This window comes from Prosthecobacter sp. GW821-HT29F12, assembly GCF_058803405.1.
Genome location: NZ_CM179517.1, coordinates 6,335,787 through 6,358,193 on the forward strand (window position 1 = coordinate 6,335,787; position 22,407 = coordinate 6,358,193).

The window sequence follows — 22,407 nt, forward strand, 5'->3', positions numbered from 1 at the left end:
TCCCTGGCCCTTTCACCGCCGCCTCAATTCAAAAATGCTTGGCTCCATTCACCCCTCTATAGCAGACCGCGTGCCGAACAGTACTGACGCTGACGCACAAAATCATAAATCTGTATCGTCGCCTTCGCCTTCGGCAGCACCGTGTAGCTCAGATTCGGGCGGTTGAAGCTCGCCAGAAAAACCTCCGGCTCATGCAGATGAAGCTGACGGATGATGTCCTCGCGCACCTGCTCAGTCGCTGTGGCCGTGAGCGCCAAAAACGGCACGCCCGGAAGCGCATCGCGCAGCTGCCCCAGCGCACGATACTCCGGTCGGAAGTCATGCCCCCACTGGCTGATGCAGTGCGCTTCATCCACCGCGACGGCGGTGACATTCCAGCGCTTCAGATCGCCGATAAAGTCCGCCATCATCACACGCTCCGGTGCCACATACAGCAGCTTGTAGTGCCCTTCCTCCAGTCCCGAGCGCCGCCTCTGCGCCTCGCTGCCCTGAATCGATGAATTGATAAACGTCGCCGCCACCCCGCTCGCCACCAGCGCATCCACCTGGTCCTTCATCAGCGCGATCAGCGGCGAAATCACCAGCGTGATCCCCTCGCGCGCCAGCGCAGGCAGTTGAAAGCACAGGGACTTCCCCGCGCCCGTCGGCAGGATCGCCACCACATCCCGCCCCGCCAGCGTGGCATCCATGATCTCCCGCTGCAGCGGGCGGAAGGTGTCGTAGCCAAAGGTTCTCTTCAGCAGTGCGGCAAGGGGTTCGTGGCTCATGGCGGATGCACCGTCAGTTTGAGCCGCTGCACTCCCGGCGCCAGTCGAAGCTACACAGCACCACAGCACTTTTTATGTTTTTTCCCCGAGCCGCACGGGCAGGGATCATTGCGGCCCACCTTCGGTGTCGCACGGACGACAGTTGTCGATTCCGGAGTGTAGGTGTCCAGAAGGGGAGACTCCCAATCTTCGAACTCATCATCTTCATCCCCATCCTCTTGCTCATCAGGCTTCTCCCATGTGGCCCACCAGGACGTCTCCTGGATCGTGTCATCGATCAGTCCTGTGAAATCTTTCCAGTCTTCATTGCCTCCGTTGCCAGCAGACTCGATGAGTTCTTTCAAACCATAGAACCACGGATCGCACAGGTTCTTGTCGATCGCCTTTTGAATCAACGGCACCGTGCTCGCAAAGCCGAGATCGGCGCATAGCACGGTCCAGCAGTCCCAGAAGACACCAGGCTTGCGCCCCAGCTTGCCGCCAAGCAGTTCTGTCGCGTAGGCTTCCAAAGCCTCGCGGGAGATTTTACCCTCCACCAGCAGGCACTGGTAGCATAAGGTGGCGCTGCTCCCGCGCACATACTCATACACCTTGGTATTTTCCACCAGCGCTCGGAGTGGGGCATCGTCGCCGTCATACACACTGGCGAGAATGTTGCCCATGTCCCCTGTGATCATGTCTCCAAAGAGCTCGTCGATCGTGTCTTCCGGTCCCGCGAGCAGCGTGCACAGCGGCTTGAAGGCCGCCGTCACTCGAAACTGCGCCAGCAGGTAGGAGGCAAACGTCACCAGCTTCCAGTTGCCGCCTTTCAGGTAATGTTCGGGCCGCTGCGTGGCATCTGTCAGCACCTCCAGCAGGGCAGGCGTCATCTCCTCCTGTCTGTCGATCATCTCCTGGATGATGTCTCGCGGATATGGATGATCAGGCGCATCCACCAGGCGGATGAGCAGTTCTGCAGGTGTGTCGGAGAAGGGCATGGTTTTTGGCACGTGGGCGGCAAAAGTCTAAAGCAGACTCTCTCACGCAAGCAGACAGTTGCCTCAAGCAAGATTCCACCCGTTCCATGCAGGCCGTTAAAGAAGACGCCAATTTCGTCTTCAAGGCCTGTCAGGCAATGCCTTCAGCCACGCCAGATTAAAAACATAATGATTCTTGCTCGTGATGAGCTGGACATTGCCATCCCGCGTCTGCGTGGCGGAAAGATACCCGCAGGGCTCCGCCATCGTGTCACTCATGACGAACATGACACGGTCAATGCCGTTGATGCTCTGTTCCTTCCCTCCCGGTGTGATCAGCTTCCTCACCGGCCATGTCTTGCCCTCATCAAAAGACACCGCGGCAAACAGGCCATAGCCGGTGAACTCGCCTGCCTTCGATTGAAATTTCATGCCCTTCCTGTTTTTCCAGTCTCTCCATTGATCGGTGAAACTGCACAGCAGGATGCCGCCTTCTCTCAGCCGGATCATCGCAGCACGCTGCACACTGCTGATGGCAGGAAACTCACTCGCGGCGTAGGTCCACGTCTTGCCCAGATCACTGCTGTAGCTGATCGGCGTTTTGAGATCAAACTTCGCCTGATCCTCAGGCGGATCATTCCTGCTGAAAGCCATGATCCTGCCATCACCAAGTTGGACAATCGGCGCATGAATCCCCGGATGACGAAACCCCGTGCCACCGGGCCGAAAGTCACTCGGCCGTTGTTTCACATCATTAAACGCCCACGTCTTGCCATCATCATGGCTGAAGACAAGACTGCACTGCCGTGAGTCATTAGTGATGACCAGCGTGCCATCCGCGAGACGGATCGGTTGATTCCCAAACTCGCCCACCGGCTGCATGATCAACGCCTTGCTCCAAGTCGCACCATTATCAGTGGAGGTGCGCACAAGATTCTCATCCCGGCCACGCGCAAAGTGATACAGCGTTGCCTTCCCATCCCACCAAATCTTCGGGCCATGGTCATTCACGTCTGCACCATCCCAAAAAGGTGATGCCGGCTCCCATTCGTTCGTGCCTCGGCGCAGACGGCTCGCCACGTTGCAAAGCTCGCTGCCACCTTCATCCACGCAGGAATACCACACCGCGAGCAGATCGCCGTTCGGGCATTCGGCGATGCCCGGGCTGTGGTTGTGCGCGGAAAACAAAGGCCCAAACGAATTCGGCGCGATCTTTACATACGGCTTCGGTGCGGCAAAAAACGGCGGCTCATTGGGGCCCGGCATGTCATGCTTGAGCACCCCCTGCTGCACGTTTTGCGCATTCAAAGGAGGAGTGGCTGCAGGTAGCATTTTCCCAGCTGGCAGATCGCCCAGCACCACCCGAAACCCCACCTTGTCTGTCTTCGTCTGCGGCAGCCAGGCGGTGCGGTTCGCGGAACGCAGCAGTCTTGCAAACATCGAATGATGCCCGCCGCGAATCACGTGGAAATCACCCGCACTTCGGCCCAGAGGATCGGCCTGCTCACCGGCTTCATATGGCCCATACCAGTCCTGGCACCACTCGGCCACATTGCTGTGCATGTCGTACAGCCCCCACGGGTTCGGCGCTGATTGCGCCACCTGCAGATTGAGTCTCTTCTCATCGCGGTACTCCTTCGGCAGTGGTGCATCAGCAAAGAACCGCGCACGGACTCCTGCCTTGTCGGGCCATGGTTGAAAGCCCTCAGGCAGCGCATCACCCGTGTAAAACAGCGTCGTCGTGCCCGCGCGGCAGGCGTACTCCCACTCCGCTTCAGTCGGCAGTCGGTACGTCTTCCCCTCCTTCTTGGACAGCCATTCACAAAACTCCTGCGCCTGATCCCAGCTCACTCCGCTCAGCGCATCATCATCCTTACCACTGCCCTGACGAAACGCCGGCTTGAACTGTCGATACTGCGCCAGCGTCACTTCAGTCACACCCAAATGAAACGCCTGCGTGATCGTGACCCGATGCGCAGGTTTCTCATCCCAGTCCGCATCATCAAATTTCGCCGGATGCTTCGTGATCTTATAATCCGCTGCCGGTCCATCCTGACCCATGGTAAATGAACCCGGCTCGATGCGAACGAACTTCATGCCTATTGAGTTGGTGATGGTCTCGGCGGCGAAGCCGCTGATGGCGCTCAGCAGGGTGGCGGCGAGGCAGGCGGATGTTTGAAAAGTCATGTCTCTTTAGGGTGTGTGGGGATTCATTTCACGGCTTCGGCGCGCCACGGCTCTTCTCAAACGCCTCCTCCATCAGCTGCGGCTCGCGGGATTTGTGCACCCCGCCTTCAGAGTCGGCCAGTCGGTTGATCATCTGCTTGAGCTTGCTGCCCTCGATCACGATCTTTCCCGCCTTGATGTCCGCCTCGGTGAACTTGGCGAAAAGAATCTCCTGTTCGTCCTTTTCATACCGTCCCCGGTCATAGGTCACGTAAATAAAACCGTTCGCGCCTTCAGTGCCATCCGGGTAGCTCACCCGCTGCCGCTCATCCAGCATCAGCTTGTGCGGCCACGTTTTACCGTCGTCCTCGGAAAGCATCGCCGTCATGCGGTCACGCCCGTGCGGAACATCATTCACCACCAGCAGCAGCGCGCCGGACTTCAGCTTGCGCAAAAAGAAGCGCGTGTTCACGCCGCGCTCCTTGGTAAACGGCCCCTCATTCACCCACGTCGCTCCATGATCAAACGACTCCGCCTGTGCGATGCCATAGGTCGTCCGCGCCATCATCATGAGGCTGCCGTCCTTGCGTTCCACCGCCATGTGCTCGGCAAACGACACATCCTTGATGCTGAGCTTCGAAAGGAAGTCGAAGCTCTTTCCCTGATCATGCGACACATAAAACTGCGTGCGCGTCCCTTGCTTGGTTTCCTGGCTGTTGTCGATGGGCCGCAGCCAGTCACCATTGGAAAGAACGGTGGGTTTGTTGAGCCCCAGCCCGAAGCCCGCCAGCACCGGCGCATTCCATTTGGGCATCGGTTCGTCAGGGTTCTCACAGCAGAAACCCCACTCCGAGCGGATGCCATCGGCGTGTTTGACCTTCAAAATGCGAAACACAAACCACCAGAGTCGCCCCTGGGGATCAATCCACACATGCGGATCGCCCGTGCTGCCATCAAAGAAACTCGTGGGGTCATAGACTGCGACTGGATCTGACCACGTGCGGCCGTCATCGCCACTGGTGACGAGGAGGGCGTAATTTCCACTGCTCCCCTCACTCAGCGGGCCCGCATACCACGTGGCCCACAGACGGCCTTTCGCGGTGCGCTCAATGCTGGGAATCCCCTGCCACATCCTCAGGCGCGGGAAATATCTTGGACCAGGATCCACTTTGATTACCGGCAGCGTCCGTGCGGTGATGCCAAATGCATCCGGTGAAAATGAGGTGGACTTCGTCGGTTCGGCGGAGACCAGCATTGGCAGCAGTGCAAACAGCAGCGTGGCGTGTTTCATCGGCGTAAGGGGAAATGGATATTCTGCGGGTAACACTGAAGGCTGAGTCTGGGGCAGGTCACAGTTTCGATCCCGTCATCTTCGTCCACGGACTCCATGCCCCCATCGCATGCTGCAAAATTTTGCGCTTCCAGATCTTGTTCCCGCAGAAGGCATACAGCGTGTCCTTGTCCTTCCCGCCGATCGCCACCGCCGTCACACGGCTCCGATCCGGCACCGGCAGAATGATCTGCGTCGGCCCATCGTCCGCGCTGATCTGCACCCCGCTCTTCGTCGCAATGAACTGCCGTCCCTCGATCGAATAGCACACACACTCAGGCCCCGCGTCATCTTCCCAATCCGCCACATGCAGGTGGAAAAAGCGCTCCTTGTTTTTGAGCGTCCCATCCTCAGCAATCTGATAGCTATAGGCCCACTTCGAGTGCCCTTCAGCCACAGTCAGCAGCCACTGATCCGGCCGGTACGCCATCCCCGTCGCAAATTTGATCCCCTTGTCCACCAGCGTCTTCTTGCCGTCTTTGATATACCACACGGTCCCTTCCTCCCTCGGCTTGTCACCATTGGTCGTCACATACAGCCCGCCGTTAGGCATCGCCAGAATCGAGTGCCCCAGAATGTCCTCCATCACCACGTCGCCCGCACCATTCGCATCAAAGCTCATCAGCTTCCCTGACTTCTCGGAGATCGTGTAAAGCTTCCCGTCCGCGCCCATCGTCACGCAGTGCGCATTCGTATCACCCACAAATTCGCTCACCTTCCCATCCAGCCCGATCCGGTGAATCTTGTTGTTCGACGTGTCCGCAAAAAACACCTCGCCGCTCTCGCTGCACGTCGGCCCGCGTGTGCTCTTAAAGCCCTCCGCTAGCAGCTCCCACCCTTCGCCTGGGATGATCACCTCCTGCGCACGCGGCGCGCTCGGCCCCGCCTTCACGCGCTCAGGCCAGCCCTTCCACAGAAAGGCCATCGCCTCCAGATAGTTCTCCGCATAGCCCGCCACGTGGCGTCCTTCGATGCTGCGAAACTGGTAGTCATACCCCGAAAACTTCAGCGCCTTGTCCATCTCCAGATCCAGCAGATACCAGTCTCCCGCGCAGTTCTCCATGTCATGCGTCGCCGTGGTCAAATACGCGCGGATCGGCTTCGCTTCAAATTTGCGTACCATCGTCGGAAACTCATGCCCGCCCCGAAATGCCACCCAGCTTCCACTCGCCGCATACACCCGGCTGAAGGCCTCAGGCCGGTGCCACGCCGCCGTGAAAGCTGCAATGCCACCGCTGCTCCCACCCGAGATGCACCGGTCATTGCCATCGGTGGACAGCTTCAGGTTGAACTCCTTCGCCACAAACGGCAGCAGCTCATCATTGAGGAATCGCACATTCTCATCACCCACCCCATCATACTCCAGATCACGGTTGCGCCTGTCCAGCGTGCCCTTCATCGGCGCAGGCAGCGAGCCCGGCTTCACAAACACCCCGATTGTCACCGGCATCTCCTTCGTGGCGATCAGCGTCTCCATGAAAATCTTCTCCCGCGCATTGTAGCCATCTGTCTTCACATACACACACGCAGGCTTGCTGCCATCATACTGCGCCGGGATAAAAACCGTCACATCCCTCACCGTCCCCGGGAAAACCTTGCTCTGGTTAAACTGCGTCTGCTTGATCGTCCCCGGCAGAATCTCCTCCGGCTTGATCACCGGCGGCACATAAGTCGGCGCTGCGGCCACAGCCTCATTTCCCGCAATGGCACTCCCCGCCAGCGGTTTGATCTGCCACTGCAAATGCTGGTCATTTGGATGGTGCTGCCACAGATCGATCTTCGCTCCCGGCTCCTTCTTTCCACCCAGATCATCCATCCCCTGCGTCGGTGCATGCTTCGGAATGATCGAGTATGATCCCGCCTCGTTCTTCTTGATCTGCCACAGCTGCCAGTCCTTGCCGCTGTCCGCCTCCAGCACAATGCCCGTCCCATTCTTCACTCCGCCCTTGTCCGCCGCCAGTGTCAGCGTGCTGCTGTAGGCCGGCTTGATGGCATAAAATCCATCACCCTTCGGCACGATCACCCACTTCTGGTTCGGCTTGCCCGCCGGATTCCCGATCGACACCCGCGTCCCCTCCGTCGTTCCCGCGTCCACCGCCTCCAGCACCATCGCTGGCGCGCTCACCGGCACCATGACATACGCTCCCCAGTCTTCTGCGCAAAGAGGGGTGGTTAAACCAAGGGCTGCTGCCAGAAACGAGCGGCGAAGTGTTGCAAGAGACATCATGGGAGAGGGGAGTGAAAAAGAGGGGATGAAACGCGGAGCCTGCCGCATTCATTCCCTCGAAAATGGTCTATCTTCAGTGGTTTCAGTCTTTTTCGTCGGCCTTGCTTTTGCCCGCTTACTTCACCACAGGCTTCGTCGGCTTCACCGTCACCTCCGCCTCCGGCACCAGCGTGATCTGCACCTCAGCACCCTTCAGGAACTTGTCGAAAAAATTCTGCATGAGCTGCACCACCGCCGGCTTGCCAAACCCCGGTCCGCCATGCCCGGCTCCCGGCAGTTTTTGCAGCCACACAGCCACGCCCTTCTCCTTCAGCGCCGCCGCCAGCTCCTCGCTCTGTGCATAGGGCACCAGCGTGTCATGCGTTCCGTGCAGAATGACAAACGGCGGGTTGTCCTTGCTCACATAATGCACCGGACTCACCGCCTCCGCCTTCGGCTTGTCGTCCAGCTTCGTGCCGATCAGTTCCGAATACGGGTCTTTCGGCGTGTTAAACTCAAAGATGTTCTTCACGTTCTTGTCATCCGCCGCCTGCTGCACCACCGTGCTGAAGTCAGACGGGCCAAAGATGTCGCACACCGCCTGCACGCGATCAGACTGCTCCTCATTCCCACCGATCTTGGGGAAGGCGTTCTTCCCGCCCGCCGTGCCCACCAGTGCGGACAAATGCCCGCCCGCAGATCCCCCCACCACACCGACATGTTCCGTGTCTAAGTTGTACTCCTTCGCATGCGCCCGCAGCCAGCGGATCGCCGCCTGGCAGTCCTGGATCTGCGCCGGAAATTTGGCCTTCTGGCTGAATCGATATTCCACGCTCGCCACCGCATAGCCCCGCAGCGCCATGGCTGCCACGGCACATGGGAATTTGCTCCCGCCCATCCAGCCGCCGCCATGGATGTGCACCACCAGCGGCAGAGGTTTTTCCGTGGCGGTCTCAGGTAGGTACAGGTCCAGCTTCTGCGCCTCATCCCCGTCCGGAATGTAGGAGATGTCTTTCTCCATCTTGATCCCCGGCGGCAGGCCCGGTGCCTTGCCCTGCGCAAAGGCAGAGTCACACACCAGCAAAGCAGCACAGGCTGCGGCCATCACACGGCAGGAAAACAGAGAGTGAAAACAAGAGTTCATGAGTGCTACCTCAAACGCTCCACACCGCTCCTCCTAGCGGAAAAGCGGCCGAATCTCCAAAACCTGCCGCCCTGCCCGGCGCGGAGTGGCCCGCACTCACCGAGTGCGGCTTCCATCCGGTTTTGACCAACAACAGCAAACCTCTCTCTCACTCCCCCACGGGTGCCTTCCAAAACGTCCCCTCAATCACCCGGTCATCTTCCTTCGGTCCGTTGAAATAATACACCGTCAGCACCCGGCCATCCGGCCGCACCAGACTGCGCGGATACCCCAGGTCGCCGTCATAACCATCCTCACGCAGCACAATCTGCGGCCCCCAGGTCACGCCGCCATCCGCGCTGATGCTCGCCCGCATCCCCGAAGGCTTGTGCCGAAACCCATACGTCACCGCCACGCGCCCATCATGCAGCTGCACCAGCGCCGGCGGATTTCCTCCAATGCCTGTCGCCGCCTTGCCAGTGAAAGTCCACGTCTTGCCCAGATCGCTGCTGCGCCACGCTTCGATGAAGCCTGACACCTTCGGATCAGAACGCCGGATCGTCGTCAAAAGCGTCCCATCCTTCAGCTTCAACGACGACGGCATGATCGCATACCCGCCCTCCATCGGCTCCGGCCCGATCAGCGACACTAGCTTCCAGCTCACTCCACCATCCGTGGTGCGCGCACAGAAGACACGCCCTTCCTTCCCATCATTCTGCTTCGCACAACTCCCAAACATCAGGCAGTCCTGCTTGCCCAAAACAATCAGATCCGTGCGTGTGCAGATGCGGTCCACACCTTCCACCACAAACGAATACGGCCCCTGCCAAGTCTTGCAGCGGTCCAGGCTCGTGTAAAACCACGAAGGCCCCGCATGCAGCCCCCCAAAGCGAAACATCAGCGCAAAGTCCGGCGCGGTGAAATCCAGCGGCACCGTCAGCGGCGCAGGCTTCGCTTCATTCTTCGGATCTTTGAAGGGCACATTCTCCTCCGTCTTCCACGTCTTGCCACCATCCACACTGCGCGCCTGGATCTCGTAGCTCGGCTTCATGCGGTCGATGCGGTGATCCGTCGTCGTCTGCTTGTACCAAGTCGAGGTAAAGCCCGCCACCAGCTCATCACCCCACTGCCACAGCCCATGATTCGCCGGCCAGCCGCCGTAACGTCCAGGCTCCTTGTAAACGATGACGTTTTCCTGCGTGGCAGGCTTCAGCTTCGGCGCATCCGCTTTCGACGTTTTATCACCAGCAATTTCGAGCTTGGCATCGTCTTTGGCCAGAGCAGCGCATGAAGCCAGAGCCAGCGTGAAGATCAGTGGACGGGTGATTTTCATGGTTTGGGTTCTGCACTCCAGAGGCTGAGATTGCGGAACTGCGCGCCCTCGCCACGAGCCACCATGCCGATGCGGCCTTTGCGGTCCTTGAAGCGCTCATGCCTGGCCTCCAGAGTATGATCATCAATGCGTGCAAACCAGCGGTCACCGCAGACTTCCACGGTGAAACGATGCCAGGTCGTCGGATCGAGCTTCACTTCAATCTTCGTCAATTCCTCGCGACGCGTTTCCTTGGCGATGCCGCTCATCTTCTGAATCCAGATGGCCGTGGGCGTGATGACCACACGTCCCTGATGATGATTAGGCTTGTTCGTGTCACGGCAGACGAATCCCACTTGCGGCGAGGCACCCAGCTTGAACTCGCCGCTCAGCACATAATCGCCAAGATCCACCAGATGCTCGCACACGGCCTCATGGCCGTTGGGTCGGTTTTTGCTCGGCCCTTCCTGCGTCGCATACGCCGCACCATCCACGATGCTCCAGGTGCCAATGCCCGCCCGCCAGCCATCCATGCCCGGCTGCCGTTCCTTGGCAAAAGACTCGGGTCGGTCAAACTTCTCGGCGGCGATCAACTGCTTCGTCTTGCAGATCTGAGTGGCAGGCGGCGTGGGTGTTTCAGCAGCAGCCTGCTGCATGCCCAGAAGGGCGATGAACAAAGAGATATATTTCATGTTGAGTGATCGAAGCAAAATCATATCAAGGCCCCAGCAGATGATTGCGGCGCGCCTTCCAGTAGGCCGCCAGATGGTAGATGATGCCGCAGCTGGAATTATGCTCGTAGTCAAAGCCCCGGATCAGTCCTGCCAAGGAAGACTGTTGCGCCGCAGAGACTGAAGTCGGATCAACCATCAGCAAAATCAGCGCCGACTCGCCGGCCTCTCGTGTGATGTGCCAGATTTCCCGATACGGACCCCACTGCGGATTGGGATAGCCCTTCTGATTCTTCCACACAGAGACATGGCGCCAGTCAGGCCCCAGCATCTTCATCTCTTCAGGACTCTTTTTGGCAATCTGCGAGATCACGCTGGTGAAGCGTTTTGCCGCAAGATCGCGCACATGAGTCATTCGCTCATGGATCGTCGCCTTCAGCTCGGCATCCGGTTCCAGCTCATGCAGCACCTCCAGCGAGCACTGCATCTGCAGCAGTGCATAGGCTGGCTTGTTCTCTCCAGGGTTTGCCGATTGCGCGATCGCATCCGCCGCATAGCGCCGCCATTCTTTGCGATACCGCTCCTCACGCGTCACATCCCATGCCGCTGCATAGATCATCGGCAGCCGCGCCGCTTCATGTGCCTGCACATTCCACATCCGGCAGATGCCCAGCGGGCAGCGCTCACCATCGGCGCGGCAGAAATCAAAGTCGTTCTCGGGTGTGACGAACTTGATCATGCGCTCCGCCACATCCGCGAGAACGGCGCGCACTTGCAGCTTCGTATCTTCATCCGGCAGAGGACTGTGGTAATACTGCCACAGTCCATGCACAAAGTGGGTCACCTGATCGCGGGAGGAGTTGATGTAAACACTCTTGCCATCTTCCGGGCACACATTGCGTGCCACAAATCCGCGCACGCCATGCACCGTGGCGCAGCGCTTCAGCCCGGCGAAAACACCGGCCGCCTTCTCGCGCAGCGTTTCATCGCGAGTCACCGCAAAACGATCACACAGCACGCTCAGCATGGCACCACCAAGAATCGCACCGTCCTCCATGCCCGTGCTGTAGCCACAGGGATTGGGATACTGGCGCTTGACCTCTTCCGCAGTCGGCAGATGCGCCTGCTCTTTGCCCTTTTCGTAGCTGCTCAAGTAATCCCCAAAGGTCTGTACTTTGGAGAGATAAAACCGGCTCCACGCCACATCCCAGGCCTGGCCAATCTGGCTGGCGACCTTCGCATCAGCCGATGACGCCAGTTCCTGTGCGGGTGCGTGGATCGCAACGACCGCCGCAAGGATGAAGAAAAGAAACAGGTGCTGTTGCATGTCGTCAGCGGTGAATCATTTCGGCCACTGGCCGTTCACGATGGGTTTCAGCACAAGCTTGGCGGGATCAATGACCACGTGCTTCGCCTTCTGGCGCTTCCACGTGTAGGTGATGTGGACGAGTCCATCGCTCGTCTGAATGATCGCCGGATAGCTGAATTCTCTCTTTGGCTCATCTTCCAGCACCAGCGCCGCCTCCCACACCTTGCCATCCTTGCTGACAGCAAGATTCAGCGGACTGCGCCCTTTGGCCGTATGATTGTAGATCAGCAGGTGCCTTCCATCCTTCAGCGTGACCGCATCCGTGCCGGAGTTAGGATTCGGCAGTTCCGTCAGCGATATCTCACCCCACGTGCGCCCTGCATCCTCAGAGAAAATTTGAAACACCTTGCCCTGCCGCGTGCGGCCCACCGCCTGGAGTTTGTCGCCACCCAGAGCAAGGATGCTCGGCTGAATCGCGCTTATAGCCAGCCCATCATGCAGCAGCTTCGTGCGCTCCCAGGTTTTGCCCAGATCCGAAGTGCGCTCAAAGTAGATGGCCCACGCGCTCGGCTTCTTGTCCGTTTCATTGCTCGTTGGGCAGAGGATGTCCCCGCTAGGCAGTTGTACCGGCTTGTTTTTGATCGGCCCATAGATGCCCTCGGGCAGTTTCTGCGCCGCCGACCACGTCTTGCCGCCATCCTTGGAAGTTTTGAGCTCTCCCCACCACGTGCTGGGCGAAGGACCCACCTTGTAAAACAACATCAGCGGCGCGTTGCGTGGCTGAAACAGCACTGGGTTCCACGTCGGATGCCGCGTGCCATTCGCCTGGACGCCATTCGCCGTCTCCACACTCTCCGTCCACTTCCCGTCCACCAGTCTGGACACCCAGATGCACACATCCGGATTCTTCTCCGCCGTGCCCCCAAACCACGCCGAAACCAGCCCCGTCGGCGTTTCGACAATCGTCGTGGCATGAACCGAGGGATAAGGCCCGGTATCATAAATGAATTCGGACTTCAAAATCCCTGGCTGCGCCTCCTTGGCCTTCAGCCACTCCCATGCAGTCAGCTCACGGCTCTTATCAAGCTTATGCCACACCACCACAGCGGCCTGACGTGCGGCGTCTGCATCTGTCACATTGAGCACCAGCTTGTAGTTCATCCCCGCCACTACCTGCCTCTCCCCGCTCTCAATGCCCTGCAGCTTGAGCTTCGGATCATGAGCTTTCACCGCGAACTCAGCCGCCGCCACCGCCTCCTTGTCCGTGGGTGAAACAGCGCTGAATCCTCCCGCGATCTGCGCGGAAAGATGGCATGTAAACATCAGGGCAGATGCGAGGCAGAGCAGTGAAGTAGATTTCATGGTGGGAAGGGTTAAGCAATCAGGCCAAGGCTGACGAGTCTTTCACGAATGATCGCACGTTCCGGGTCACGGAATCGGTGAAACGGCTCCGCCATGTGATCTTCACAGATGCCCAGCAGCGAGAGGCCGCACTTGATGCCCTTGATGATCGCCGACTTGTGCCGCCCCACCGTATAAATACTTCCCGCCAGTTGCATCACCTTCGCATGCAGTTCGCGCGTGAGCTTCAAATCCTGCGCCGCTGCGGCCCGATACATCTCCACATAAAGCTTCGGATGCAGATTCGCCCCGCCATTGATGCCTCCATGCCCACCCAGCAGCACGGCTTCCGCCGTCAGCTCTTCCGGCCCCACCAGTACACTCCAGTCAGCCCGTTGCTTCGCCACTTCGAGCAGGCGATGGAAGTAGATCATGTCGCATGAGCTGTCCTTGACCCCGCAGATGCCGGGCATGTCCAGCGCACGACGCACCAGGTCGATCTCAAAGCTCACCTTCGTCAAACCCGGCATGTTGTAGAGAAACATCGGCAGCGGCATCTCCGCCACGAGATCCTGAATGTATTCCTGCAGTTCCGGCGGCGCGGCAGGGAAGTAATACGGCGGCGCCGTGACCACATGCGTGGCTCCCGCCTCGGCACTATGCCTCGCCAGGTTCACGCTCTCAGTGAACGACGTGTCCGTAATGCCCACCAGCACCGGCACACGGCCTGCCGTCTGCTTGCAGGTGCGCTCAATCAACTCACGCCGCAGCCGATAGCTCAGGCTGGGCCCTTCACCCGTGGTGCCGAGAATGAACAATCCGGACACCCCGCCACCGATCAGGTGCTCGATCAGTCGCTCCAAACCTTCACAATCGAGCAGGTCGCGATCACGCAGCGGAGTGACGAGGGGCGGTATGATGCCGGAAAGGGGTTGGGCCATGGTCAGCAAGTGACTTCCGAGACCACCAAATAGCAACCCGCCAGTGCGTCGAATGTTTGCCGGTGAAATGACGATTCTTGACCCTTGGCCGCAAGATTCATGCGCCTGGAAACTTTGATCCTGTCCCATCCCCATGCCCGCCACCGACCAGGCCGACTATTTTTCAAAGCAAGTCGTGCGAACCCGACGCTTCTTCCTCCCCGAATGGGAGGAACGCCAGCACGATGCCTCCACCCTCTGCCTCGTGGGCGGAGGCTGTGAATGGTGTGCCCCGGATTTCGTCGTGGACCGTCAGAAATTCCCCTTTCTCGCCTTCGAGTTCGTTTCCAAAGGAACGGGCAGCGTCACACTGGCAGATCAGACCCATGACATCGAGTCCGGCCACGCCTTCGTCTTCGATTCCAGCACCCCTCAGGTCATCCGCAGCTCGGCGGAGGAGCCAATGGTGAAGTACTTCATCAATTTCACCGGCACACGTGCCGCCACGCTGATGAGCGATCTTGATCTCTCTCCCGGCAGCGTGCTCCGCGTCACGGACGCCTCCCGCGTGGTCTCCCTTCTCGAAGAAGTCATCGACCACGCCCTTCGTGGCGGCCGTTTCGGCCTGCGCGCAGCCTGCGCCACGCTGGAGCACGCCTTGGTCCTCTGCGCGGACTCCCGCCAGCCTGCCACCACCAAAATGGACCCGGCCTACGCCACCTACCTGCGCTGCCGTGGTCATCTCCTGCGCAATTATCCCGTCCTCAGCAGCATCGAGCAGGCCGCCAAAGCCTGCTTCGTCTCCGCAGCTTACTTCACCCGCCTCTTCCAGCGCTACGACACCGAAACCCCGCTCGCCTGCCTCACCCGCCTCAAGCTCTCCCAGGCCGCCATCAAACTCCGCCAGCCCGATGCCCTGGTGAAAGGCGTCGCCGCCGAGCTCGGTTACAAATCCGCCGCACATTTTTCGCGCGCTTTTAAAGCATGGAGTGGAAGATCGCCCCGCGGAGGATAGGCCTCCGGCCTGTCACCGGATCGAGGCGTCCCGCCTTCGATCTGGCAAGGTGACCAAATTTTCGACAGCGGGTCTGTCTCCTGGTGGTTGAAATGCAGAAAGGACGTTACATGTTCGTTTGCCCACCATTCTATTTCCCCATGCTTTCCTTCCTCAAAATCCGCAATCTGGCCCTCGTTGAAGACGTGACCTGGGAGCTGGCCGCTGGTCTCATCGGCGTGACGGGGGAGACGGGCGCAGGCAAATCCATCATCGTCGGCGCTTTGAAGCTGATCTTGGGCGAAAGAGCCGACCGCAGCCTCATCCGCAACGGCCAGGACGCCTGCACCGTGGAGGCCGGTTTCCACCTCAAGGACACCCGCGCCATCGATGCCGTGCTCGAAGAAGCCGGCTTGGAGCCCTGCCAGGACGGCGAACTCCTCATCAAACGCTCCATCAGCACCAGCGGAGCCAACAAACAGTTCGTCAACTGCTCCCCGGTCACCATTCAGGTCCTCAAAAGCCTCGGCGAATTCCTCGTCGATCTCCACGGCCCCCACGATCATCAGTCCCTCAATTCCAAGGACCGCCAGCTCGAGATGCTCGACAAGTATGCCAGCGTTGAGGAATTGCTGGGCAAATACCAGGACACCTGGAAGCTCTGGCGCGCCGCCGTGACAGAACTCGATGAACTCGAAAACTCCGAGCGCGCCAGCAGCCAGCAGATCGACATGCTCAAGTTCCAGGCGAACGAAATCGCGTCCGCAAACTTGAAGCCGGGCGAGGAAGAGGAAATCGAATCCCGCCATCGCATTGCCGCCAACGGCGCACGCCTCGCCGAACTCTGCGGCAGCATCACCGGCCGCCTCAGCGAAGGTGAAGGCAGCGTGATCGATGGCCTGCGCGAGATCAGCCGCAGCATCCACGAGCTGGAAAAAATTGATCCCGCCACCGCCACGATGTTCGAAGGCTTCAAGTCCGCCCAAATCGAACTCACCGAGCTCGAAAGCAGTGTCCAGGATTACGCCGATGATCTGGAGATCGACGCCGCTGAACTCGACAAGCTCGAAAGCCGCATCCACACCATCCAGACCCTCAAGCGCAAGTACGGTCGCACCATCGCCGAGATCCTGGAGTTCCTCGCCGAAACCGAGCGCAAGCTCGCAAAGATGGAAAACCGCGGCGAAGAAATCGCCAAGCTCCAAAAGCTCGTCAAAGAGCGCGAGGCGGACGTGCTGAAACTCGGCAAACAAATCTCCAAGAAGCGCAATGATGCCGCCCCCAAGCTCGCCAAAGAAGTCGCCTCACATCTCCTCGATCTCGGCTTCAAACGCAGCGTGTTCGAGGCCCAGCTTGCCGTCCTCCCATCACCCGAACGCAACGGCCTCGAAGAAGTCGATTTCCACTTCGCGCCCAATCCCGGCGAGCCCTCCAAGCCTCTCCGCCTCACCGCCTCCAGCGGCGAAATGTCCCGCGTCCTGCTCGCCGTGAAAAGCGCCCTCGCAAAGCAGGACGCCGTGCCCCTCCTCGTCTTTGATGAAATCGATGCCAACGTCGGCGGCAACATCGCCGAAGCCGTCGGCCGCAAAATGGCCGCGCTGGGCACGACTCATCAGGTCATCGCCATCACCCACTTCCCACAAGTGGCCTCACTCGCGAAGAGCCACTTCGTGGTCACCAAGGAGATCACCGGCAACACCACGCGCTCACAGATTCAGGCTGTGAGCGATGAACAACGCGTCGACGAACTCGCACGCATGCTTGGCGGCAGCGCCGACAGCGCGCGCGTGCATGCGCTCAGTTTGCTTAAAGGCGCGGCGTGATCTCACGCAAAGATGGTTGCCATCCGCGGCGGGCGGCCCTTCACCCGGCTCAGCGTGGCGCGTAGCGCCAGTGAGCCCAGCTGCGTCTGCGGGTTCCACCCTTTGGGGGCCTTTTTCCCCGTGCTGGTCCACGGCATTCCGTCCGTGATCCATTGCTGGCGAAAATCATCGTAGCTCACACCTTTGTCATCGTCAGTCACGCCAAACTGGAATCCGCAGCAGGCACAGATTTCCATCGATGCGCCTCCGGTTCGGTTTCTCGGCGGCTCAGCGAGCTTGTCATAGCCACATACGGGGCAGAAATTGAGGTTGTTTTTCATGGTTGTTTTTTGAAGGTCAGTGGGGCGTTCTCAGCGCGGAGAAAAGCGGAGGTCAGCCGCTTGCACGGTTCTCCCGGGCTGGCGCTGCCAATAGCTGGGATTGTCCGGCTTAAAGAAGGTCTTGGTCTTGCCAGCGCCGTTGTATGCACCAAATACGCGTGTGGCGGGATCAAAGACGCGAAGCGTTCTGTCCGTGTCGTCCAGCTTCATCGGCAGGTTTTCAGCGCGGGCCCGTTGAAGGAATAGCCAGGCCTTTGCCGCGTAGTCATCAGGCGACTTGCTGGAGAAGTCGCTGCCATGTCGCTCAAAATGATCCTGCAGTGAATCAAGATGCCCCCAGGTCTGTCGAGTCGGCGGGGCCTGCTGAGGAACCGCCGCAGGAGCCTCCTTCTTCTCCGGAGTGATGACATTCAGCACACGCCGGATCAGCGAAGGCTGCGATGCCGCCGCAGGAGCTTCCCCAGCCGTCGTGAAGCTCCCTGTGGCAAGCTTGGCGCGCGCGCTGCCCACGCTGAAATAATACGTCGTGGCCGGTGTCAGCGCTTCCAGCTGCAGGGTGTGATCACGCGTCACCGCACCTTCGGCCTTGCGGTCCAACGCTGCGGGATTCAGCCCAAACTGCAGCCGCGTGCCGCATTCCACATCCGTGCGCCATTGAATCGTGGCGGTGTTGACCGTGGTTTTTGTCTGTGGTTCTCCGATCAATTCCACAGCATGAAGCAGCGTGCCGCTTAGGCACGCGATGATGGTGACCAACCCATTAACAACTGCTCTCATTTAAAGTGTGAAACCAAGTGAATCTATAGTGCGACAGTCCTAAGTGAAGACCGTTCAAACTACATATCGCATGTGACATTCTTCATGCGCTCATCTAATTGATGAGTCAATACACTCCCTCAGATCTATTAGATCCGCTCTAGTTAAAGGGTTTATTTAGGCGCGGTAGGCTCAACGCCCATTTTTGTCGGCAGTCAGAATAGTTCATCAACCACGATGGCTGAAATCTTTAGTCCTTGAAAATCAAGCCGAATACCGCCCCTTCCGCTCGCCACTCATCCACCTCCAGGCAGACTCAATATGCTCCCGTGGGTCTTTGTGAATTGCCTCCCACTGAAGAATTTCTTTAGCCAGTTTAGGCTCTGCAATGAGCTCTGAAGGATCACCCGCGCGGCGCGGCCCATAGCTCACCGGAATTTTTTTCCCCGTCACTGCTTCCGCCGTGGAGATGATTTCTTTGACGCTGAACCCTCGGCCCGTGCCCAGATTCACCGCGATGGTTTCACCGCCCTTGCGCAGATAGCTCAATGCCAGCGCATGCGCCGAAGCCAGATCACACACGTGGATGTAGTCGCGGATGCACGTGCCATCCGGCGTGGCGTAGTCCGTGCCAAACACCGTGATGTTCTCGATCTCCCCGGTGGCAGCCATCAGGATGCGCGGGATCAGGTGGGTCTCCGGATTGTGGTCCTCACCGATTTCGCCGCTCGGGTGGCAGCCGCTCGCATTGAAGTAGCGCAGAAACACAGACTTCAGTCCCCAGGCATGGCCGCAGTCACGCAGCACACGCTCCAGCATCCATTTGCTCGCACCGTAAGGGTTCACCGGCGCCTGCGGATGGGATTCATCAATGGGGATGCGCACCGGGTCGCCATAGGTCGCGCAGGTGGAGGAAAAGATGAAGCGCTTGCAGCCATGGCGCTGCATCGTTTCCAGCAGCGTCAGCGGCGCGGCGAGATTGTTCCGGTAATACTTGAGCGGATCCGTCACCGACTCCCCGACATACGCAAAAGCCGCGAAATGCAGCACCGCTTCCGGCTTGTGTTCGGTGAAGAGCTTTTCCATCAGCGCCGCGTCGGACATGTCCCCTTCCACAAAAGCCACCCGGTCCATCGGCAGCGCCTCCCGATGCCCGAAGACAAGGTTGTCCAGCACCACGACACGTTCGTTTTGTTCGAGCAAATGACGAACAGTATGCGAGCCAATGTATCCTGCGCCGCCAGTGATGAGAAGAGTTCCTTGTGACATTCGGGAAATACAGCAGCCGTAGAGCCCGCTGCCAAACAAAGATTGTCTTAAAATAGCCTGAGCCAATGGCCCGAGGCTACTTTTCCTCCTGCTGCTTCTTTTCCATGGCCGCCTTCAATCCATCCATTTCCGTGCGCATCCGTTGTGTCTGTCCATTCACACGCTCCTTCAGCGTCTTCAAAACGTCACGGCTGTTCTTGTTGAATAGCAGCAGCGCTATCATGCCCAGAAACAGCAGCCAGCCGGGGCCGAATTGAAATTTGCGACTGGGTCCAGAGGTGCTCATGGGGCTTTAGGCAGTGGAACCTGCACCGGATGCATCAGGTAGGCAATCAGATCCCGCACTTGATCCGGCTGGAAGGCCAGCAGCAAACCCTCGGGCATCATCGAGAGCGGAGAGGTCTCCTGTTTCACGATGTCCGCACGGTCCAGGGTCAAAGTTTCAGTCATCGTGCGCAGCGTCAGCGTACGTGCGTTCGATTCCGTCACCACACCGCTCAGCACTCGGCCATCCTTGTGCGTCAGCAGGCTCATGCGGAAGTCCGCACTCACCACCCCGCTCGGATCCGCGATGTTTTCCAGCAGGTAGTCCAGGTTCGCACGGCCTGAGCCCGTCAGATCCGGCCCGATCTTCCCGCCCTGCCCGTACATGGCGTGGCAGGCGCCGCAGATGGCGGTGAAGAGCATGCGCCCCTGGCTGAGATTCGCCTTCGCCAGCGTTGCCGGCGTCAGCTGCTTCTTCACCTTTTCGATCAGCTCCTTTTTATCAGCCGCAGACTCACGCAGCTCGCCCCACACCTCCACCAGTTGCTTGGACAGCGCTTCATCTTTGAAGGCATTGATCTGGCGTGCATGGAAGGCCGTCAAATCAGCGCGCGGGATCTTCCCCCCCGCCATGTCTTTCAGCAGCGCCTTGGCAAAGCTCGGCCGCGACACCAGCGTGTCGATCACGGTCGGACGTTCGGCCGGTCCAAATTTGCGATAGCTCCCCGCCAGCTTCTGCCCGATCTCAGGATCATCAAAAAGCGCCAGCCCGCGCACCGCGATCACGTTCAGCCCGCGCACCTCCAGCAGCTGCGTGCAGATCGCTCGCAGATCATCCGGCTTGTTTTCAATCAGCGTCTTCAGCGCCGACTCACGCGCCGAAAGGTCCGCCTTCTCATCCAGCGCCATCTTCTTCACATCATCCAGCGCACGCCCATCCCCAAACAGAATGCTCAATTCCTGAACCATCTGTTTCGTTGTCTCGGCTGTCGCTTGTATTGTAGTCCCGGCTTTAGCCGGTTCTGGTGAGCCTGCCGCCAGCTTTACAAACCCATCCCACGCCTCCGGCTTCGCCGCCTTCCGGATCCCCTTAAACGCATCCGCCATTCCACCCAGAATATCTTCCACCTGCCCGGCTTTCGCCTGCCCCAGCAGCGCATTCAGCGCCTCCGGCTGTGTCGCCAGACTCCTTGCCATCCAGCGCAGCGTCTTTGGCCACGTGCAGTCTTTCGCCAGTGCCACAAGTGCCTGCGGATCTTCCTTCGCCAGCGGACTGATGCCATACCACACCAGGTAAGGCAGAAACGGATCATTCGCGTCTTCCGCATGCGCCAGCAGCGCCGCACCCATCGCCGCACGCTTGGCCACCGGCAGCCGCTGGAGCGTGGAAGCCAGCGTCAGTCTCACAAAAGAAGACTTGTCCTCCTTCGCGAGTTTCACCGCATCAAATCCCAGCTCCGGATAAACCGCATGAGGCATCGGGCCGGTGATCGCATCCAGCGGCGAGAACTGCGTCAGCTCACGAATCGCCAAAGCACGCGCATGTTCATCAGCCGAATTCAGATCCGCCTTCGGCCACGCCTTGCGCCACGCAAAGGGCGTCTCCGGCTTCTTCACCTCCCCATAGCTCACCCGGAAAATACGTCCGCTGGTACGGTGCACGCCGGTGGAGTCATGGCATTCACCAGTATCGCTCCAGTCCAGGATAAACCCGCTCCCATCCGGCCCCGTGCTGATCTCGATCCCACGAAACCACGGATCATCACTCAGAAACACATCCGGCTCATGCTTGCCCACATAGCCGCTGCCGTTGCGCTCCAGCCTTTCCACATTGGCACGGCGCCCATGCATGTTCAGCGTGAAGAGCTTGTTGCGATATTCCGCCGGCCACTGCTCCGCCTGGTAAATCATCATCCCGATGTGCGCATGCCCGCCACCCAGGCTGTTCGCCTTGCCATCACGGGACGCCGTCCAGCTGCCGCTCCGGTCGTAGTGATAATGATCCGCGATCGTATCCAGCTTCTCATACACAAAGGGATTCTCTTTGCTCGAATCCATCAGGTGCGCCCCATGCATCAGATGCCACAGATGCCCCGTCACCGTGTTGATGAAGAACATTTCCCCGTTCGCATCCCAGTCATGCCCCCACGGATTCGTCGTCCCGTGCGTCAGCACTTCCACAATCTTCTTCTCAGGGTGGTAGCGCCAGATCCCGCCCTTCATCGGCACCCGCTGCTCATCTGGCGTGCCGGGAATGCCGAGCCTGCCGGGGCACGAGTGCCCGCAGCGCCCATACAGCCAGCCATCAGGCCCCAAGCGCAGTCCGTTGGCAAAGTTGTGGTAGTTGTCCTTCGCCACCGTGAATCCGTCGATCACCACTTCCGGCTCACCATCCGGGATGTCATCATGGTTGCGGTCTGGTATGAACAAGACCTGCGGCGGGCACATCAGCCACACCCCATCACGCCCCACCTCTACGCTCGTCAGCATCTGCACGTCCTCCGTGAAAACCTTGCGCGTCTCCGCCACACCATCCCAGTCCTTGTCTTCGAGAATGATCACCCGGTCCTTCAGGCTCAGGTCAAATCGCTTCGCCCGCTCCGCATACGTGTAGTTCTCCGCCACCCACATGCGCCCTTGGGCATCCCACGACAAGCCGATCGGATTCTGCACATCCGGCTCCGCCGCAAACAACGTCGCCTTAAATCCCTTCGGCAGCTTCAGCATCTTCAGCGCCTCCTTCGCCGGTGTCGGCTGCGGATTTCCCGGATCACTGTTGTACAGCGCAGGAAACTCCGCAGCAGCGGCAAACGACGAAAAGACAAGAGCGAGCAGGACGGGCTTCATGGGAGCCGAAGCGTATTGCGGACTGATAATCTG

18 protein-coding genes are annotated in these 22,407 nt (G+C 59.3%); 2 read left to right on the plus strand and 16 right to left on the minus strand.

What is annotated here, in order from left to right; all coding sequences use genetic code 11:
• Positions 1–56: 56 nt before the first annotated feature.
• The 11 genes from AC3RLQ_RS26190 to AC3RLQ_RS26240 all read right to left on the minus strand — a co-directional run bounded on the left by AC3RLQ_RS26190 (position 57) and on the right by AC3RLQ_RS26240 (position 14,122).
• Positions 57–767, minus strand: coding sequence for a RecQ family ATP-dependent DNA helicase (locus AC3RLQ_RS26190; protein WP_493031626.1), 711 nt, complete (start codon positions 765–767; stop codon positions 57–59).
• 50 nt (positions 768–817) lie between these two features.
• On the minus strand, positions 818–1,744 hold the full coding sequence (locus tag AC3RLQ_RS26195) for a DUF1186 domain-containing protein (RefSeq protein ID WP_493031627.1): 927 nt from the start codon (positions 1,742–1,744) through the stop codon (positions 818–820).
• Positions 1,745–1,864: 120 nt separating this feature from the next.
• Positions 1,865–3,910 (minus strand): SUMF1/EgtB/PvdO family nonheme iron enzyme, encoded by a 2,046-nt coding sequence (locus AC3RLQ_RS26200; RefSeq protein WP_493031628.1) that lies wholly within the window; start codon positions 3,908–3,910, stop codon positions 1,865–1,867.
• 28 nt (positions 3,911–3,938) lie between these two features.
• Entirely contained in the window at positions 3,939–5,180 is a 1,242-nt protein-coding gene (locus tag AC3RLQ_RS26205; RefSeq protein ID WP_493031629.1) for a sialidase family protein, read from the minus strand.
• A 58-nt stretch (positions 5,181–5,238) separates the two neighbouring features.
• Positions 5,239–7,446, minus strand: coding sequence for an RICIN domain-containing protein (locus tag AC3RLQ_RS26210; protein ID WP_493031630.1), 2,208 nt, complete (start codon positions 7,444–7,446; stop codon positions 5,239–5,241).
• A gap of 115 nt (positions 7,447–7,561) precedes the next feature.
• Positions 7,562–8,569, minus strand: coding sequence for an alpha/beta hydrolase fold domain-containing protein (locus tag AC3RLQ_RS26215; RefSeq protein WP_493031631.1), 1,008 nt, complete (start codon positions 8,567–8,569; stop codon positions 7,562–7,564).
• Positions 8,570–8,717: 148 nt separating this feature from the next.
• On the minus strand, positions 8,718–9,881 hold the full coding sequence (locus AC3RLQ_RS26220; RefSeq protein WP_493031632.1) for a sialidase family protein: 1,164 nt from the start codon (positions 9,879–9,881) through the stop codon (positions 8,718–8,720).
• On the minus strand, positions 9,878–10,552 hold the full coding sequence (locus AC3RLQ_RS26225; RefSeq protein ID WP_493031633.1) for a 3-keto-alpha-glucoside-1,2-lyase-like domain-containing protein: 675 nt from the start codon (positions 10,550–10,552) through the stop codon (positions 9,878–9,880). The genes AC3RLQ_RS26220 and AC3RLQ_RS26225 overlap by 4 nt, the downstream gene beginning before the upstream one ends.
• 25 nt (positions 10,553–10,577) lie before the next feature.
• Positions 10,578–11,858: a hypothetical protein gene (locus tag AC3RLQ_RS26230; RefSeq protein WP_493031634.1), complete on the minus strand. Its 1,281-nt coding sequence runs from the start codon at positions 11,856–11,858 to the stop codon at positions 10,578–10,580.
• 15 nt (positions 11,859–11,873) lie between these two features.
• Positions 11,874–13,202, minus strand: a complete 1,329-nt coding sequence (locus tag AC3RLQ_RS26235) for an exo-alpha-sialidase (protein WP_493031635.1) — start codon at positions 13,200–13,202, stop codon at positions 11,874–11,876.
• 11 nt (positions 13,203–13,213) lie between these two features.
• Entirely contained in the window at positions 13,214–14,122 is a 909-nt protein-coding gene (locus tag AC3RLQ_RS26240) for a dihydrodipicolinate synthase family protein (protein ID WP_493031636.1), read from the minus strand.
• Between the two features lie 133 nt (positions 14,123–14,255).
• Between AC3RLQ_RS26240 and AC3RLQ_RS26245 the strand changes: the two genes are divergently transcribed.
• Together AC3RLQ_RS26245 and recN are read left to right on the plus strand one after the other, a co-directional pair.
• The gene (locus AC3RLQ_RS26245) at positions 14,256–15,116 is read left to right on the plus strand and encodes an AraC family transcriptional regulator (protein WP_493031637.1); all 861 of its coding nucleotides are present in this window, start codon (positions 14,256–14,258) and stop codon (positions 15,114–15,116) included.
• Between the two features lie 140 nt (positions 15,117–15,256).
• Positions 15,257–16,918: a DNA repair protein RecN gene (recN, locus tag AC3RLQ_RS26250; RefSeq protein WP_493031638.1), complete on the plus strand. Its 1,662-nt coding sequence runs from the start codon at positions 15,257–15,259 to the stop codon at positions 16,916–16,918.
• Between the two features lie 2 nt (positions 16,919–16,920).
• On the opposite strand, the gene AC3RLQ_RS26255 is transcribed toward recN, so the two are convergent.
• From AC3RLQ_RS26255 to AC3RLQ_RS26275, 5 genes are all read right to left on the minus strand, one after another.
• Positions 16,921–17,238 carry a hypothetical protein gene (locus AC3RLQ_RS26255; RefSeq protein WP_493031639.1) on the minus strand — a complete coding sequence of 106 codons (318 nt, stop codon included), beginning with the start codon at positions 17,236–17,238 and terminating at the stop codon, positions 16,921–16,923.
• A gap of 30 nt (positions 17,239–17,268) precedes the next feature.
• Complete coding sequence (locus AC3RLQ_RS26260) at positions 17,269–17,943, minus strand: fibronectin type III domain-containing protein (RefSeq protein WP_493031640.1); 675 nt, start codon at positions 17,941–17,943, stop codon at positions 17,269–17,271.
• A 315-nt stretch (positions 17,944–18,258) separates the two neighbouring features.
• Complete coding sequence (gene galE / locus AC3RLQ_RS26265; RefSeq protein WP_493031641.1) at positions 18,259–19,263, minus strand: UDP-glucose 4-epimerase GalE; 1,005 nt, start codon at positions 19,261–19,263, stop codon at positions 18,259–18,261.
• A 76-nt stretch (positions 19,264–19,339) separates the two neighbouring features.
• Positions 19,340–19,549, minus strand: coding sequence for a hypothetical protein (locus tag AC3RLQ_RS26270; protein WP_493031642.1), 210 nt, complete (start codon positions 19,547–19,549; stop codon positions 19,340–19,342).
• Positions 19,546–22,374, minus strand: coding sequence for a PVC-type heme-binding CxxCH protein (locus AC3RLQ_RS26275; protein WP_493031643.1), 2,829 nt, complete (start codon positions 22,372–22,374; stop codon positions 19,546–19,548). The genes AC3RLQ_RS26270 and AC3RLQ_RS26275 overlap by 4 nt, the downstream gene beginning before the upstream one ends.
• Between the last annotated feature and the right edge of the window lie 33 nt (positions 22,375–22,407).